Genomic DNA, 17,242 nt, shown 5'->3' on the forward strand with positions numbered 1-17,242 from the left:
TATCGAGCCGTTAAGGAAGCCCAAAACCTCAGTTAATAGATTTTTAGCAAAAATTGAATAATTCAGAACCACAGATTCACGCGGATAAAAGTGGGTTCTTCTTCGGGTTTCGATAGATTTTTGCCAGAGTGATAATGATGGGATTACTAAGGAGAAGGTTGTCCTTTTTTGCGGCTGAACATTTGTGACGTAACTAATAGATCAAAATTTCTGGAGGGTTTAGCCAAACATGGGCGTACTCTTGAGACACTCTCGGATAGTTTTCCTTAAACTCCTCAAATCCCACGCTGGAAAAATATCAGATGCCCTGAAAATTTGCAGACGTAGATTGCTCAGTTGTGTGTAAACCGAGTGGACGACTAGAGCCTGGCGAAGTGAAATTGTACGCTCACTTAGTCGCGCGTAATGGTCTACCATTTAATTCTCCTGATTAAAGAAAATACTTTCTGGGAAATTCAGAGCCTCAAATTGCCATCTGGCAAGCTTTCAGTTATTTATCTTCTTTAACTAGTTAGCTAAAAGGATTAAACTGTGCTTTTTTTGAGGTGTTCCAGACTATTTGATGAGCAACCCTGATAAGATTTTTCTCTTACTAAAACCTTTACATACTTTACTAATACCTGTCTAGGTAAATAGTCAAACTTTACTGAATTTTTATATAGATAATTTCAGAAATTCATCAAAAATTCAACTAAGATTGATTTTTATATGCGATCGCTTTTCCCGCATATCGGTAAATCTCAAGATTTGTCATCCTTCCTTAGAGGTGTCTTGATAAGTTATTGAGTTACAGCAATTTTTAATGAGCCACGAACAAAGTTCTTCAAAAGAGGCTCTCTACTTGTCCCCTCATCTTGCTAATGCTTCTCACTCCAGTAAAATACTACTACAGTGCTCTTTGTTCTTCTAAAAAAGCTGCCACAGTCTGGTTGAACACTTCAGGCTGCACCAAAAATGGCCAGTGATTGCCGGGAACTTGGCAAATACGTAAGTTTTTTAGATAGTTTTTATAGGGTTTAAGTTGCCAGTCTTTGCGGTTGACGCCTTTTTCTGGTTGCACCAAAAGGGTGGGAATCTCAAGGGGAGTTGTCAAGCCCGGTATCCGCATCACATCTTCAAAAATCTGATTGCGGGCCGCTACAACAAACTTGCTTCCCCAATTACCATCGGCTTTTTGTTCAATACTTGCTTGGAAGACTTGCTGTTGCAAAGTACTCCATCCTTGATATTGATTTAACTGACGTGCTTGCTCCTCGGCTTGTTGATAACTAACAAACGGCCCCATACCTTTAAGAAAAGGCAAAACACCATACAACAAAGGAAAAGTAACCCTTAATAAACTAGGCATTTTCCAGACGAAAATTGGATCAACTAGAGTCAGACTCCGCAACCGCTGGGGATTTTGCCTTGCCCAAATGGTAGCTAGTTTACCTGTCCAAGAATGACCGACTAAATGAGCAGACGACCAACCCAAGTGATCCATCAATGCTTCTAGATCAGCGATCGTATCCTTAAAAGTATAATTTTTTTCTGGTTTATCACTTTCTCCATGACCCCGCATATCTGGTGCAACTATGTGGTATTCACTTGCCAGGTAATCTGCAAAACTAGACCAAACCAGGGCATGATCAGCCAAACCATGTAGCAAAAGTAGTGGTTCTTGAGCTTGATGCCACTCTAGGTAAGAAAGTTGAATATTAGACACAAATAAGGTTTGACGTAGAGGCATCATGGCAAATTAACTAAAAACCATCTGCAAGAAATGTTACCCCGAACTAGTCTTTACTTAAAGAAAGGGGATAATGATAGCGAAAGTGCCATGTATCAAGAAATACTTGATTAATTAATCAGCCCATGGAGAATTTGTGGTTGGGATTGTCATTGTTTCCCATAGTGCCCAGCTAGCTGCTGGAGTCGTAGAGTTAGCCAAACAAATGGCTCAGCAACCAGTACCAATTGCGATTGCAGCTGGTATCGATGACCCGGAAAATCCTTTTGGTACAGATGTCCTGCAGGTACAAGCGGCAATTGAGTCTGTCTACAGCGATGCCGGTGTAGTGGTATTAATGGATTTAGGTAGTTCAGTACTCAGTGCTGAGATGGCCTGGGAATTCCTTGCAGAAGACCAAAAAAGCAACGTAAAATTATGTGAAGCTCCCTTAGTCGAGGGTGCGATCGCCGCAGTGGTGCAAGCGGCAACGGGTGCTAATCTAGAAAAGGTCGTGGCTGAAGCAAGGTCAGCTCTGAGTTCTAAAGCATCTCAGCTATCAGTTACCGAAACTGAGCCCAATATAAAGCTTCCTGACCAAGAAATAACCGTAGTTCACCAAGAAGCAACACCCCAGTTAATCCGCCTGACTTTACACAATCCCTTGGGAATTCACACCCGTCCTGCTGCTCAGTTTGTGGCTACAGCAGCTCGGTTTCAAGCTCAGATCACAGTACAGAACCTAACAAAAAATAGCACAGTAGTTAGCGCGAAAAGCATCAATCAGCTAATTACCTTAGGGGTGCAACAAGGGCATGAGATAGTGATCGCTGCTCTTGGTGACGATGCCGAGTCTGCTTTGAAAACCTTGCAACAGCTAGTAACAGACCAGTTTGGTGAAATTGCAGGTAACAATAGGCAAGTAGTTGAAGAGGAAACATCCCCCCCACTGCCTCAGGCTGCAATTGAAGGCGCAAAGCTGGTAGGTGTTCCCGCCTCTAGCGGTGTAGCGCTCGGACGAGTAATACCGCATCAACTAGCTCTTCCCGAAATCTTAGACCGACCAGTAGACAATCCGCCAGCTGAGTGGCAACAGCTACAGCTAGCCATTGAGACAGCGAAACGGCAAATACAGGCAGTTGTTAGCAGTTTACCAGGCCAAAACACTGATGAAGCTAGTATTTTTCAGGCTCACTTACTTTATTTAGAAGATCCAGCGTTGCTAGATCCAGCTTATCAGAGAATTTTTGAGCAGCATCAGTGTGCTGCCGCTGCTTGGAAGATTGTCATTGAAGAAGCGATCGCTATCTACCAAGCTCTTGAAGAGCCGTATTTACAAGCTCGTGCAGCAGATGTCAGAGATGTAGGACAGCGAGTGCTGCAACTATTAAGTGGCGCTAGTGAAATTCCTCTAGATTTTTCTCAACCAGGAATTTTGGTAGCCCTAGAGGTGACACCATCGGAAGTTGCTCAACTCAACCCCAACCAAGTGCTGGGTATCTGTACCGTTGCTGGTACTGCTACAGCTCATAGTTCACTGATTGCCAAAATGCTCGGTATCCCCATGGTGGTAGGTGTTGGCAAAGATTTGTTGACCTTAGTAGCTGGCACTGAGTTGGCACTAGATGGCGAGACGGGTCAAATATGGGTAGAACCTCAAGAGACCCAAAAACGACGCATTATTGCTCGACAAGTACAACCAAGAAACACTAAAGCTACAGAGGCAATTACCCAAGATGGCAAAAAAATACCCGTGATGGCTAACATTATCGGGGTGGCTGGTGCTGAATTTGCCTTAGAATCTGGCGCACAGGGAGTTGGCTTACTGCGAACCGAATTCCTCTATCTTGATCGCCTAGAGTCTCCCACGGAAGAAGAACAATTAGCAATTTACCAAGCAATTGCCCAAGTTCTAGGGACTCTTCCCTTGACTATCCGTACTCTAGATGTTGGTGGTGATAAGCCAATTGCTTACCTGAACCTGGCACCAGAAACCAATCCCTTCCTGGGGTGGCGAGGTATTCGTCAGAGTCTCGACTCTCTGGAGGTACTCAAAAACCAACTACGGGCAATAGTGCGAGCGAGTTACGGACACAACATTAAAGTGATGTTTCCCCTGGTTTCTTCTGTGCGAGAGGTACGTGCGGCGAAGCGGATTCTCAGAGAGGTTCAAAGAGAACTGCACCAAGCGGGGATAAATTTCGCCCGAGCGATTGAAATCGGTATCATGATCGAAGTACCCGCAGCAGTAACCATGGCTGACCAATTAGCCACTGAGGTAGACTTTTTTAGTATTGGCACTAATGACCTAAGTCAGTATGTCATGGCTGCTGACCGCACTAACCCCAAAGTAGCCAATCTTGCTGATGCTTGGGAACCTGCAATACTGCGGATGATTCAGCAAACTGTCACAGCGGCTCATCAGGCGGGGATTAGAGTAAGTGTTTGTGGTGATTTGGCATCACAGCCAGCAGCAATCCCGATTTTGCTAGGGTTAGGGGTGGATGAGTTGAGCATCAATCCGCCAGCAATCACTAGAGCAGTTGTGGCTATTTCCCAATGGCGGATGGAAGAAACTGAGGCAATTGCCCGTGAGGTGTTGCAGTTGGATTCAGCCGACGCAGTTAGAGAGTACGTAGCTCAATGGCACTGACTGAAGCGGCAAATAGTTCTTTGTCCTTAAATTGGGGTGACTTTCCCCCAAACTCCCGATTAGCTAACGGAGTACCTCCCCCGAATCCCCTGCACTAAGATTGATCGGTTAAATCGGTTAAGATGAATTTTCTGAAATCAGCGTGAAATTAGCTAACTAACTCTCGCATCAGCCAACGGAAACCAGTCACGGGCCCTTGCGAGTCTTGTCGAGCATTGAGCTTGATACCAACCTGACAAGTACTTCCTCGGCGAGTTTTAAGAGTGAGTTGACAACTATCTCCCGACGGGGATTTTCTCATTTGACTCAACTTGCTGAGAAAGGCCCGACGTTCTCCGGAAGGGATAAACTCTTTGAGCGCTTTACCCAGTAAATGCTCTTGCTCACAACTCAACAGTTCTGCTGCTGCTTGGTTCGCTTCCTCAATCACTCCCTCAGAGTCCGTCAACAGATAGGCATCAGGAGCTAAGTCAAATAAATCTTGATAATGGCGCACCTCAATTTCTAACTGCTGGTGGGCTTTGGCTATAGTTTCGTTTTGCACAAGCAGTTCTTCTTCGGCAGTCCGCAACTCTTCTAGGGTACTTTGCAACTGATGGTTGAGTTCTATGAGTTTCTCAGAACGTTCTTCTAACTCACTATGAGCTTGGCGCAGTTCCCTTTCTGAGTGCTTGCGCTGTGTGACATCTCGTCCAATACCGATTAAGGTGCCATCCGACAGTTGTACTGTAGTCCAAGAAATATCTAAAAGCCGTCCATCCCGCACTCGTGTTTGAAAGTCTTGCCAACCAGCATCCGCTGTCTGCATATGCTCGATCACCATCTGGCGGTACTCTGGATGAGGATAGCATTGACTCCACAGGTCAATCTTTTGCAGTTCTGCCAAAGACCAACCCAGTACTTCTTCGGTTTCTCGGTTAATTAACTGTATTTGACAATCAGCATCAAAAAAGAAGATCAAAATAGGGATATGCTCGAAGATTGTTTGTCGAATCTCTCTTTGCTTTTGAAAAGCTTCCCGAGTGCGCTTGCGCTTACTGATGTCGCGCACAAAGCTTTGAATGGCTAGGCGATTATCGTATTCAATAATTTGACTACTAATTTCGACGGGTATTTCTACACCATCTTTGCAGCGATAAATGTGTTCAAACACCACATTGCCATTAATACGTAACTCCTGCTCTAGTGCTTGTTGGCGTTGAGCACTCATCGGCAAACTGATGTCTTCTATTGCTAAATTGAGTACTTCGCTTCGGGTGTAACCCAGTCGTCTAGCGGCATTCCAGTTAACGTTCAAAAAACCCTGAGTTTCGGCATCAATAATCAAAATTGAATCATTAGCCAACTCAAACAAACTGCGGTACTTTTCCTCAGACTCCTGTAGCGCTTTTTCTGCCTGCCTACGTTCTGTTATATCTCTAGTAATGCTAAAGACCGCATTAATATTGCCATTAGCATCGATAATTGGGTTAAGAAAGTACTCGTATTCCCGACAGCCGTGAACATGGCAGACACTCAATTGGTCTCTGATCGACTGCCCTGTGCTGAATACTAGCTGATATTGAGAAACTAGCTGCTCTACATTTTCGGCGGAAAAACCCAGCTCAGAAAGTGTTTTACCCAAGAAGAAGTTGGGCTGGAAACCCAAAATTTGTGCACCCAACGAGTTAATATAAGTGCAGCGACCAGTACGGTCTTGGACGTAAATTAACTCTGGAAAATTTGAGATAATTTGCTCTAGTAGAGTAGTTTCGGCTCTGTCATCGGTTCTTGCCATTGCCGTCAATGTCTCGTTGGTTTGATCAACCAGCTCACTTTCACTAGACTGAGAAGTAGTGGAGTTATTTAAAAGTTTGAAGGCATCAAGAGACTGCTTGAGTAGAGCAATCAGACTTTGTTTGTTGCTGTCCCAATCAGTTTTTGGCTCAAGTAAAGCCAGTTGTTCTGAGAGAACGTGTACATGCTTGTCAATTTGATCAAGTTTTTGTCTGAGCGCCTCAGTTTCTCTATTGACTGGTGAAGGTATTGGGAGGCCAAAGGCTAAAGATAAAGTCTCTACAACCAGAGTCTCCTGGTCTATACCAGCCGCTTCAGCCTGAGTTTCAATCGCTTGAGCAAGCTCCGAGGGTAGGCGGAGTACTGTTACTTTGCTGGTCATTAGTTTGAATGGCAACCGAGCTGTATTGAGTTTAGCCTCTAAAGAGGAGTTTTACGCCTCTCCACAGAGGCTTACTTGGTGTTGAGTAAATTTTGGGCAACCTAAGTTAGTGTTTTCCGATATTGACAGGCTTGTCTGAACTTAGTTTTGATCTATGGAGAATGTACCCTTATTTTTTTGGTGTCTACCATTTTTAAGGTAACAGATTAGTTAGAGCAATAGATTAGATAAAAAGTAAGCTTCATCGATTCTTTAAAATTTTTATTTATGAAACATTGAGGCTGGAAAACAGACACTATTTAAGGTGTTATTTAATGTTATTAATTACTTAGAAAGTTCAATAAAAACGATCATGATTTAGATCACATAGTTTTGCTGCACTAATCACAGCAGACTACTAAGGTAAAAAGCTAAACTTGAGTTTGTGTTGGTCAGCAGAGTCTTATTTGTTTCTGATTTAGAAATGACCGCAACACCCGATGGCTGATGCCCAAAATGAGGCATAAGCAGTGGCCTATCCTGAGACGAAGATTACTTAATCAAGCAGATTCGCTATGCTCTGTAACAAGCTGCCGCATCAGCCAGCGAAAACCAAGGATTTTCTTGTTTAAGTTGTGTTTGGCATTCACCTTGGCAACAATTTGTTGTGAGGCGTCACTTCTGAGCTTGAGTCGTAGCTGATAAGTGTATGGCGATTGAGGTTCTCTTATTTTGCTCAACTTACCCAGAAAGGCCCGACGTTCTCCAGGGGGGATAAACTCTTTGAGCGCTTTACCCAGTAAATGCTCTTGCTCACAACTCAACAGTTCTGCTGCTGCTTGGTTCGCTTCCTCAATCACTCCCTCAGAGTCCGTCAACAGATAGGCATCAGGAGCTAAGTCAAATAAATCTTGATAATGGCGCACCTCAATTTCTAACTGCTGGTGGGCTTTGGCTATAGTTTCGTTTTGCACAAGCAGTTCTTCTTCGGCAGTCCGCAACTCTTCTAGGGTACTTTGCAACTGATGGTTGAGTTCTATGAGTTTCTCAGAACGTTCTTCTAACTCACTATGAGCTTGGCGCAGTTCCCTTTCTGAGTGCTTGCGCTGTGTGACATCTCGTCCAATACCGATTAAGGTGCCATCCGACAGTTGTACTGTAGTCCAAGAAATATCTAAAAGCCGTCCATCCCGCACTCGTGTTTGAAAGTCTTGCCAACCAGCATCCGCTGTCTGCATATGCTCGATCACCATCTGGCGGTACTCTGGATGAGGATAGCATTGACTCCACAGGTCAATCTTTTGCAGTTCTGCCAAAGACCAACCCAGTACTTCTTCGGTTTCTCGGTTAATTAACTGTATTTGACAATCAGCATCAAAAAAGAAGATCAAAATAGGGATATGCTCGAAGATTGTTTGTCGAATCTCTCTTTGCTTTTGAAAAGCTTCCCGAGTGCGCTTGCGCTTACTGATGTCGCGCACAAAGCTTTGAATGGCTAGGCGATTATCGTATTCAATAATTTGACTACTAATTTCGACGGGTATTTCTACACCATCTTTGCAGCGATAAATGTGTTCAAACACCACATTGCCATTAATACGTAACTCCTGCTCTAGTGCTTGTTGGCGTTGAGCACTCATCGGCAAACTGATGTCTTCTATTGCTAAATTGAGTACTTCGCTTCGGGTGTAACCCAGTCGTCTAGCGGCATTCCAGTTAACGTTCAAAAAACCCTGAGTTTCGGCATCGATAATCAAAATTGAATCATTAGCCAACTCAAACAAACTGCGGTATTTTTCCTCAGACTCCTGTAGCGCTTTTTCTGCCTGTCTACCTTCGGTGATGTCGATTATGACGGCTAGATGATGTAGTAAATTGCCATAAGCATCGAATAAAGCGATGGGATGTAATTGAGCCAGAAATCTTTCTCCATTTTTTCTGGTGAACCACAGTTCAATTTTTTCTGACTGACCCGACAGAGAACGCAGAAATGTTTCGTAAATTCCTTCTTGGTTAGCTACATCCCAATAAAAATAGGGAGGAGATTGACCTACGAGTTCTTGAGAAGAGTAACCGCAAATTTCTTCATAGGCTGAATTGACTAATAAGATTTTTCCCGATTCATCAGTTGAAATGACACCTATCGGCAGATTCCTGATAAGTGCAGAAATAAATTCTTTTTCTTGAGATAAAGTTGCCGATATTTGTTTGCGTTTAACAATCTCTGCCTGTAGCAGCATATTAGCTAAAGAAAGCTGAGAAGTCTTTTCCTCCACTAGTTCTTCAACGAGTTGTCCTTCTGTTACTGGCACCTGTGACGAGGATGGCAGTCCAAAAGCTGAAACTAAGATATCAACCACCACAGTATTCTGGTCAGTGCTGGTTGCTTTTGCCCGAGTTTCAATAGCTTGGATCAGATCCTCTGGAAAATAGAGTTCCATTACTTTGCTGGTCATTAGTTTCAGGTATAATGTCGCACTTCTAGGTTTTAGAGTGTACAAAGAGGTCTTTTCCCCTAGACCGAGACTTTACTACTGTCGAGAGGCAATTTTTGCCTTTTGTCTTAAAGTTAACTGATTAAGTTAAAAAACTTGACTAGATCTAGGACAATCTTTAGACAATCTTTAAAGCTTTTACTTATATCAATATATAGCTGAGTGAATGCTCTTGAGATGTAAAGTTAATTAAAATAAATACTGAATTTTTTTGGTGGAAAGACGGTGATTGCTATCACAGATACGTAAACTTTTCAGTCACACATTGCTACAAAATCAAAAAGTATCTTATTTAAGGGCTGAATGGGTAATTATTAATTAACTTTCGCCAGTTGCTTGGTAGCACAATCTGGCTTCTTGTCTTCTAGCCTAAGAAAGAATAAAAAAAAGTGGTTTTGTATTCTAATCCCTGATTGATTAGTTCTGGTTAGCCCTGCTTGGGGTTCACCTCTCAAAATATTGCTATCTAGCCAGGATTCTCAGCCCAAGCAGTCTCTAAGCTTGAGCCGAGTAACCTAGTGTTCGGGGTTTTCCTCAGTGATGTCAATCAAAGAACCAGTAATCTCCAAGGGTTCCCCCTTGCTATCTAGCACAATTCTTGCCTCGTCTCTTAACCAACGATATTCACCGTTTTGATGCTGAAAGCGGTATTTGTAGGTGATATGTCCTCGTTCAAATAAATCGTTTACAGCCCTTAAGTAGTGCTGGGCATCTTCCGGATGGATGTGTTTAAAAAAGAAACGACAATCCTGCAAAAACTCCCTAATTTCATAACCAAGTATTGACTGGACATTTTTACTGACAAAAGTCAAAGCATAATCTCCCGTAGGCTGGCAAGCATAAAATATGGCTGGGCTAAAATTGAGTAGATGCTGTAGCCGTTCCTGAGTTCTGTGTAAATCGTCTTCAAAACGCTTACGCTTGGTGATATCACGCCAGGTAACCACAAATCCATCCCCCAGTTTGACAGCCCGAAAATCAAAAGCATAACTGAGGTGCTTTTTACCGTTAAGCTCTTCGTAGATTAAGGACTCTTTCATCAGTGGTTCTCCGGTTTCCACCACTCGGCTGTATTCGGCAAATAGCTGAGTCGGTAGCAATTGAAAAGAGTACTGCTCAGCCTGCTCTTCCTGAGTTAGGTAATAGCAATCACTGGCAGCTGGATTGAGATACTCAATCTTAAAATCGACAATCTGACCTGCTTGATTGCGCATCGCCGAATAGATGGCAAAACACTCCAACATATTCTCCACAGAGGTGCGGAAGCGCTCCTCACTCTGTTGCAGTTGTAGCTCTAGTTGCTTCTGCTGGGTGATGTCATGCTGTACTGCCATGAAGTGAGTGTACCAACCGTGTTCATTGGCAAAAGGAACAATATTCATCGATACCCAAAATTCTGAACCGTCTTGGCGGTAGTTGATTAATTCAACTTGGATTGGTTCCCACTGGGATAGAGCCTTTCGTATTTTGTCTAACTGGGCGCGGTTTGTCTTGGGCCCTTGTAGGAGGCGCGGCGTCTTGCCAATCACGTCTTCTGGTTGATAACCCGTCATCTTGGTAAAGCCAGAGTTGACATAGACAATTTTGGGCCCTGGATGGTTGAGGGACTCAGCTTCAGTGATTAAAACGGCTTCGTTGGCGTTAAAAACAGCTAATTCTAACAAGCGCAACTGTTCTTCAGATTGTTTCCGTTCGCTAATATCACGCACAAAGTTTTGAAAGGCTAAGCGCCCTTCATACTCAATCATCCGACTACTAATTTCTACCGGAATAAGGGTGCCGTTTTTGTGGCGGTGCAGGTGTTCAAAGACGATACTGCCTTTTGCCCGCAACTTTTTAATGATCTCAGCATTTTTTTGAACCACTGATGGCGCGTCAATGTCTTGCACTGACAAGTTGAGCAGTTCTGTGGGAGTGTAACCTAGTCGCCTCGCCGCATTCCAGTTGCCGTTTAAAATGCGTAAGCTTTCAGCATCAATGATAAAAATTGCATCATTCGCTGATTCAAAAAGGTTGCGATATTTGGCTTCTGAGTCTTGCAATGCGGCTTGTACCTGGTTACGCTTAGTAATTTCCCTGGCAATACAAATTATTGCCTCAGTGTTGCTGCTAATACCAACAATCGGGCTAAGGGTGAACTCATACATCTTTCTACCCAAATTGGTTGGGTAGCTCATTTCATGAGTCGAGGTTTGCTTGGTGGCAAACACCTGTTCTCGCCTAGTGTCGATTGGCTCCATGAAATCTGACGGTAGGCACAACTGCTGCCATGTTTTGCCCAAAATTTGGCGCTGCTCTAATCGTACTAATTGCGCCAGGGCTAGGTTAACATAAGTAAACCTCCCCGCTCGGTCAATCATAAAGATTAGGTCAGGAGAAGCCGAGAGTGCTTGGTCAAATATCTTTGCCTGTTGCTCAATTCTAAAAGTAAGTAGTGACTGCTGCGTCTCTTCAAAAGTTCTGGCTATATTGGAGGTCAAATCTTTTGCAGGAAGAAGGCTACCGTCTCCGTCTTCTAGCTGTGGTTGAGTTGCTCTTCCCTGTAAAACCTGCGGTAAATGCATGTCCGCTTTTTGCTCAGCAGAAGCTTGTCTAGGCAGCAATAAGCTAGTATTCTCCCAAGAGTTGTTAGAGGCGATTACAACCGAGTTTGATGGTGATCTAGGAGTTAGCTCCGCTGAGTGCTGGTTTAAACTGGCAATTTTTTCTTCTAATTCCTCAACCCGTTTGAGCAGCGTTTGAACTACGTCTAAGACTTGTTCATCTGTCTGGGAAACTCCCTGCCTCAAAATTTCCACAACGACTGCTGTACGATCCCTAGCAGTCGCTAATGCCCTAGTCTCGATCTCCTGGATCAGATCTTCGGGAAGTCGAAAAGTCACTTTTTTACGGCTCATGGTTGAAAAGGTTTCACCCTATAAGCGAATTTTGTGAGCAACGAAATTGATCTGTCTTAACTGAACAAACTAACCTGTATGGAATTGTCTGCTCTTAGGGGTTTCACCCTCATGCTTGTTGAAAGCGTGCAGTATAAACCTGGATTTAGTACAGAGTTTCTATCTTAACCTTGATAGGACTTATCGGCTCAGGAATTTACTCAAATCTAATCAGGTGAGAGATATTCTATTCGCTAGAGGCGAAATTTGCTATGACAAGGCAAGCATCGTCATAGAACGGTTAACATCAGTTACTGAAGTTACTGGCAAATTTCCCATTTCTTGTGTGTTTAACTGCCCTTAGCTAGCAAGATAGGGGATTGGTCACCCAGAAAAATAGCTAATTGCAAGTCAGATAATAGGCTTTTTATCGAACAGTTAATTACACCATTTTCCTCAATATTGTTCGAGAATCTTTAATTACAATCAAGTATTTTTCCTTTAACTATGCTTGGCAAAAGACATTTATTTTTAGTAAGCTTTTCCCATAAAGAAAAAATGTTTAATTTGTTTATAGTCTATGATTCGCATCACCGTACAATTTTTTGAAAGTCCATCAGATTATGCTTCTTATTTAAGAAGCACAGGTAATTTTCAGCCTATTTGTACTGGGACTTACAAAGTTTGCAAGTTACCTTGCCAAGGAAGTTATCTATTTAAGGAAGGAGAATATTGGAAAATAGTTAGAGTCACCCAAGTGCTGACCAATATTCGCGAAGATGAGAACTTCTCTCCACCAAACCTTGTTGATGTTGTTAGATCATAAAATCGAACAACTCCTCTAACTAGTTAGCCCCAAAAAAGTAACTAAGTAATTTTTTCTACCCCTACTTAGTTACTTTTTAAACTATCATTTTTGCCCGTAATTAATTTCACCAATTAAATCTCCCAAAGCTTATTGGCTTTTTTTCTGACTTGCTCCTAGGCGCATCCGTCTTTGGAAAAATAGCTCCTGTATCTTGATTAAGTAAGGAAAGACAATAGGAATCTGAGAGGGAGTTGCCTGAGCGATAATTTCATCCATTAATAGTTTGATCCACTGCTCAATTAACTCCCATTTTACTTCTACACCAGTCATCACCATGATGCACGTAGTCAGCAATTCCTCTTCTACCGCCGTGGTAGTTTCTTCTAAAACAGATAGCCACAAATAAGCTTGCCACATATTCAGATCACGGAGACAAGAGTGTGCTACATCAGGCTCTTTCAAACCTCCTCTACGGCTACAATGATCAGGAAAAATCTGCGTAAGCTGCTGGTAAACTTTCTGGGCAATTTTGTCAGAAAGAGGCAACATTTTTTCAACCAAAGCCAAAGTAGGGCTGTCGAGAGAATATTTAGCGGCAGCAGCACAGACTCGCTGCCAGGGAAGAGCAACTTGTTCCTCAACAAACTGCAAGTAGGGTTTGAGTAATACCTGTTCAGCTAATGTCAATTTTTGGAGCAATAACTGATTAGAAAGGTTTAACTGCGTGGTCATAAAACCTGCCGTACGCCAGTCTCGGGATGCCTTGTGTTGTTCCTGAAACTCTAACAATAATGGTTCTAGTGCCGTAGCTAATTCTCCGATAGCTGGTATTCCCAAAGAGACTACGGAAACATTGCTAGATTGAAAGGCTGCTACCGATAGTTTATCTGTTGTGGAGAAAGTAGTTGATGAAGGTTTTTGGTAAAAATCGAGTATTTTCAAATAAATTTGGTAACTAAATTGAGTAAGCCTTCTTGCCTCCCATAAATTCACAACATTCGGAATATAGCTGTAGAGAGCATTCGTCTGTAATCCTGCTAGTTCGCACCTAATCTTAATTATCTGCTTGTGCAGTTTGGTGACAGTTAAGGCTCTACCTTCTGGTGAAGCGGCTGTTAACAATTCTTGACGAGAAGATTGATCTTGCCATATATACACAGAAGTCAGCTGAGGCACATAACGCTTTTCCCAAAGCCTAAGTAAACGCTTGACCGAAGAAGTGTTGATAGTATCAATTGTTTTTAGCATGATTGTTTCTTGGGTATGGAAAAATGGAAAATTGGTGATAACAAATGGGAAATGAAAAATTGAACTTGATACATGATGATCTGGCTGATGATCTCAATTAACTATTTGTGATTAACCAGGGACATGCGCAGCGACAATTAACTATTTTTTATTTATGACGAATCCCCAATGTTTGTCAGATCGGTAATCATTGCTAAAGCACCTTGATATTGCCCCTCCTCATTGAAGATGGGAGAGGTAGAGACAATCGTCCACAGTGGGGAGCCATCTTTACGGCGAAACCTGAACTGGTGTTGCTCTTTGATATTTTGGTAGGAGCGCTCTAAATTGACCTCAGCAATTGCTTGAACTTCTTCATCGATGAAGTCAAATAAGTGAGTATCAAGCATTTCCTCAACTGTGTAACCCAGCATTTGAGCCATCCTGGGGCTGACGAAACTTGTCAGGGCATCAGCGTCAATAATCCAAATACCCTCCTGTGCTGTTTCAATCAGGCGACGATAACCTGCCTCACTTTCTTTTAGGGCAACCTTTGCTTGCTTGCACTCTGTGATATTACGTCCGAAACATTGAAAAGCAAGTCGCTCACCGTACTCAATCACCTGAGTATGAATTTCAGCGATGATTTGGCTGCCATCCTTACAACGAAGAGCATGTTCATAGATAACACTACCTTCGTGCTCTAACTGTTGAAGTAGGCTTTGGCGGCGGCTAGCCGCCATGGGAGCCTCAAGATCAGCTAGTGACAATTTGAGCAGTTCTTGACGGGTATAACCTAGCTGCCTTACACCATTCCAGTTAGCATCTAAAAGCTGTAGAGTTTCAGCATCCATAATGAAAATCGAGTCACCAGAACACTCAAACAAATTGCGATATTTTGCCTCGGAATGTCGTAGCGCCCTTTCCGTTTGCTTACGCTCTGTGATATCTCTAGAAATGCAAACGATCGCCTCAATGCCACCATCAGTTCTCTGAACCGGGCTGAAAATGTGCTCGTAGTCTTTAATCCCTTGAATTGTCGGGACACTCATCTCCCCACTGGTAGCTAGCTTGGTGCTACACACAACCTGTAATTTAGCGGTAAACCACTCAGTAACTGAATCGGGAAAGCCTAGCTCAACAAAGGTTTTGCCTAAAAAGTAGTTGGGCTCAAACCCTAATGTCTGTGCACCTGGTGAGTTGATATAAGTGAAGCGCCCTAGGGGATCTTGCACAAACACTAAGTCTGAAACTACTGAGAGAACTTGGTTAAGCATGTTAGCTAGCTGATGATCTACAAAAAGTACGAATAGGCAATAACAAGTACTAGTTTTCTGGAGTGATTGGGAAGGCGCTAACAGGGGCTTGTAATTCTTGGGCAACTTCCGCAGTTTGCTTAAGAAAGCTAGATATTTGTTGAGAGGAAGTAGAACTGCGAGCTGTTTCTTTGGTCTGTTTAATACCTTCTTGAGAAACGGATTCAGTAACTAGACAGGCTCGCTCTCGCTCCTCCAGAAATGCTGCTTGGTCAAGGGCATAACTGACGAGAACCGCTACCTGCTTGAAGAAAGTAATTTCTGACTCTTGCCAAGCTCTTTTGTGAGAACACTGATGGGTTACTAATAAGGCGTGTAAGTTGCCGCAGGTCAAAAGGGGTGCTACTAAATATGCTTTGACTTGGAAAGGTGCCAGTTGCTCTAGGTAACAATCACTCAGACCAGCTTGATGGATATTTTCAACCGCCACCACACGACCGCGCTTGTACTCTTCAACATATTTGCTCAAGCAAGGGTCAGCAATATTTAGCTCAAACATTTTTGACCACTCTTGACCCACAGCCTCAGCAATAATTTTTCCCTGCCAGTTTTCGTCAAATAAATAGACAAAAACACGGTCGGTTTTGAGAGTTTCTCTTACCCTGTTAGTCGCAATATTGTAGATATCTTCAAGGTCGAGAGATTGCCGGAAGTGGGCAGTAATAGCATCGAGTTGAAAATAGCGAACGGCTTCAGCTTTGCTTTGGGCAGCAAGAGCAAGACTGGTTAAAGAAAGCCCTACTTGAATAGCCAGAAATTGAAGGAAGTTAATTTCTGATTGTTGCCAGAAACGAGCTTTTGTACATTGATGCGCTATGAGTAAGCCAAGTAAATTATTATTGAGAATAATCGGTACGACTAAGCTACTTTTAACTTCTAGTTGCTTTAACAACTGAAGGTGTTCCGGACAGTAACTAGTGGCAGAGATGTCATGAATAGTAGTAACTTTCCCTTTTCTGTAATCTTCGAGAATTTTCCCCGGAATGCAGGAGTCGGTAATTTGTTTTGTCAGAGTCTGCGGCCAACCTGGAGCAACAGCTTCTGCAATAACGCTGCCTTGAGAAGAGGATTCAAAGCCATAGATGATAACTCTCTCGACTCCCAACCATTGCTTTGCCCCTCGAACGGCTTGGTCAAAGATATAAGTTCGATCCTCAGTTTTACTAGCAACCGTAGCAACATCGGCAAGTAACTGCAATTGCTCTAGATAGCGTTTTCGCTCTTCTAAAAGAATCCCAACCTGGTCGTTTGTGTATCCAAGCTTAGACTCTACGGTTGTCAGTTCTTCTGCTTGTTCTTGGAGGCGACTAGCCACAACAGCTCCCATCACTACTCCTAGTAATGCTATCCCACCCGTCCCTAACAATAGAGTCAGCATGATGTCTCGTTTCGCCCGAAAAGCAATCGCAACTGGTGTGGCAACCACGTCTTCCCAGTCGAGTTCTGGCTGGTTTTCTTGTTTCTTTAAGGGTGGGTAGGTAACCAGATCCTTAACTTTCTGAGTTTGAGTAGTGGTATGAGTAATTGGGATCTGGAAAATTTTTGGAGTTAATGATTGGTTAGTTTGGTAATAGATTGTTCCTCCAATTAGTAGCATAGGGACGATACAGCAAGCGATTACTAAAGCCTGAGCTTTTTGTTCCAAAGCCTGCCTTAGCCAGCGAAAGATGACCCCTTCCTGAAACCTCTGAGGCTTAGCTAACTTACTTGTTGGCTGAGATTTAGGTTGATAGGAGATAGGCAATCGAGTATTACTGTTGCGCAGGAAATTATTAAGCTGCAGACTATCGAGGAAATTCTTTTCTTGTCCATTGAGGTTATAATTCTCAGATATTGCCTTAGACTCGAACTTATTAGCCATGAAACGATTACCTCATAGTGATGGTGAACTAACCAAATAAATATTGAGGTTGCAAATGCCATAGCCTAAGCACCGCATTGAAAAGATTAAGAGACAGTGCAAACAGATGTTACGAAAGAACTCTTCAGCATTTGTCTGAGTCAAGCCGATCTGTAGCCATT

Annotated in this window: 10 protein-coding genes; 2 read left to right on the forward strand and 8 right to left on the reverse strand. The window is 43.0% G+C overall.

The annotated features are described in order from the left end of the window. Window positions 1-219: 219 nt before the first annotated feature. Together ACT7WV_RS10540 and ACT7WV_RS10545 are read right to left on the reverse strand one after the other, a co-directional pair. Window positions 220-417: a hypothetical protein gene (locus ACT7WV_RS10540; RefSeq protein ID WP_445102861.1), complete on the reverse strand. Its 198-nt coding sequence runs from the start codon at window positions 415-417 to the stop codon at window positions 220-222. A gap of 469 nt (window positions 418-886) precedes the next feature. Next, on the reverse strand, window positions 887-1,729 hold the full coding sequence (locus ACT7WV_RS10545; RefSeq protein ID WP_463424243.1) for an alpha/beta fold hydrolase: 843 nt from the start codon (window positions 1,727-1,729) through the stop codon (window positions 887-889). 136 nt (window positions 1,730-1,865) lie between these two features. Between ACT7WV_RS10545 and ptsP the strand changes: the two genes are divergently transcribed. Next, window positions 1,866-4,361, forward strand: coding sequence for a phosphoenolpyruvate--protein phosphotransferase (gene ptsP, locus ACT7WV_RS10550; RefSeq protein ID WP_445102863.1), 2,496 nt, complete (start codon window positions 1,866-1,868; stop codon window positions 4,359-4,361). A 148-nt stretch (window positions 4,362-4,509) separates the two neighbouring features. Here ptsP and ACT7WV_RS10555 read toward each other — a convergent pair whose 3' ends face one another. The 3 genes from ACT7WV_RS10555 to ACT7WV_RS10565 form a co-directional block, all read right to left on the reverse strand. After that, complete coding sequence (locus ACT7WV_RS10555; protein WP_445102864.1) at window positions 4,510-6,519, reverse strand: PAS domain S-box protein; 2,010 nt, start codon at window positions 6,517-6,519, stop codon at window positions 4,510-4,512. 539 nt (window positions 6,520-7,058) lie between these two features. Continuing rightward, the gene (locus ACT7WV_RS10560; protein ID WP_445102865.1) at window positions 7,059-8,954 is read right to left on the reverse strand and encodes a PAS domain S-box protein; all 1,896 of its coding nucleotides are present in this window, start codon (window positions 8,952-8,954) and stop codon (window positions 7,059-7,061) included. Window positions 8,955-9,508: 554 nt separating this feature from the next. After that, window positions 9,509-11,890 (reverse strand): PAS domain-containing protein, encoded by a 2,382-nt coding sequence (locus ACT7WV_RS10565; RefSeq protein WP_445102866.1) that lies wholly within the window; start codon window positions 11,888-11,890, stop codon window positions 9,509-9,511. 559 nt (window positions 11,891-12,449) lie between these two features. On the opposite strand from ACT7WV_RS10565, the gene ACT7WV_RS10570 reads away from it, so the two are divergent. Beyond that, the gene (locus tag ACT7WV_RS10570; RefSeq protein WP_445102867.1) at window positions 12,450-12,695 is read left to right on the forward strand and encodes a hypothetical protein; all 246 of its coding nucleotides are present in this window, start codon (window positions 12,450-12,452) and stop codon (window positions 12,693-12,695) included. A gap of 129 nt (window positions 12,696-12,824) precedes the next feature. On the opposite strand, the gene ACT7WV_RS10575 is transcribed toward ACT7WV_RS10570, so the two are convergent. The 3 genes from ACT7WV_RS10575 to ACT7WV_RS10585 all read right to left on the reverse strand — a co-directional run bounded on the left by ACT7WV_RS10575 (window position 12,825) and on the right by ACT7WV_RS10585 (window position 17,081). After that, window positions 12,825-13,925 carry a hypothetical protein gene (locus ACT7WV_RS10575; RefSeq protein ID WP_445102868.1) on the reverse strand — a complete coding sequence of 367 codons (1,101 nt, stop codon included), beginning with the start codon at window positions 13,923-13,925 and terminating at the stop codon, window positions 12,825-12,827. A 152-nt stretch (window positions 13,926-14,077) separates the two neighbouring features. Then, entirely contained in the window at window positions 14,078-15,181 is a 1,104-nt protein-coding gene (locus ACT7WV_RS10580; RefSeq protein ID WP_445102869.1) for a PAS domain-containing protein, read from the reverse strand. A gap of 49 nt (window positions 15,182-15,230) precedes the next feature. Further along, window positions 15,231-17,081, reverse strand: coding sequence for a GAF domain-containing protein (locus ACT7WV_RS10585; RefSeq protein WP_445102870.1), 1,851 nt, complete (start codon window positions 17,079-17,081; stop codon window positions 15,231-15,233). Between the last annotated feature and the right edge of the window lie 161 nt (window positions 17,082-17,242).

The organism is Symploca atlantica LB2515, assembly GCF_052546295.1.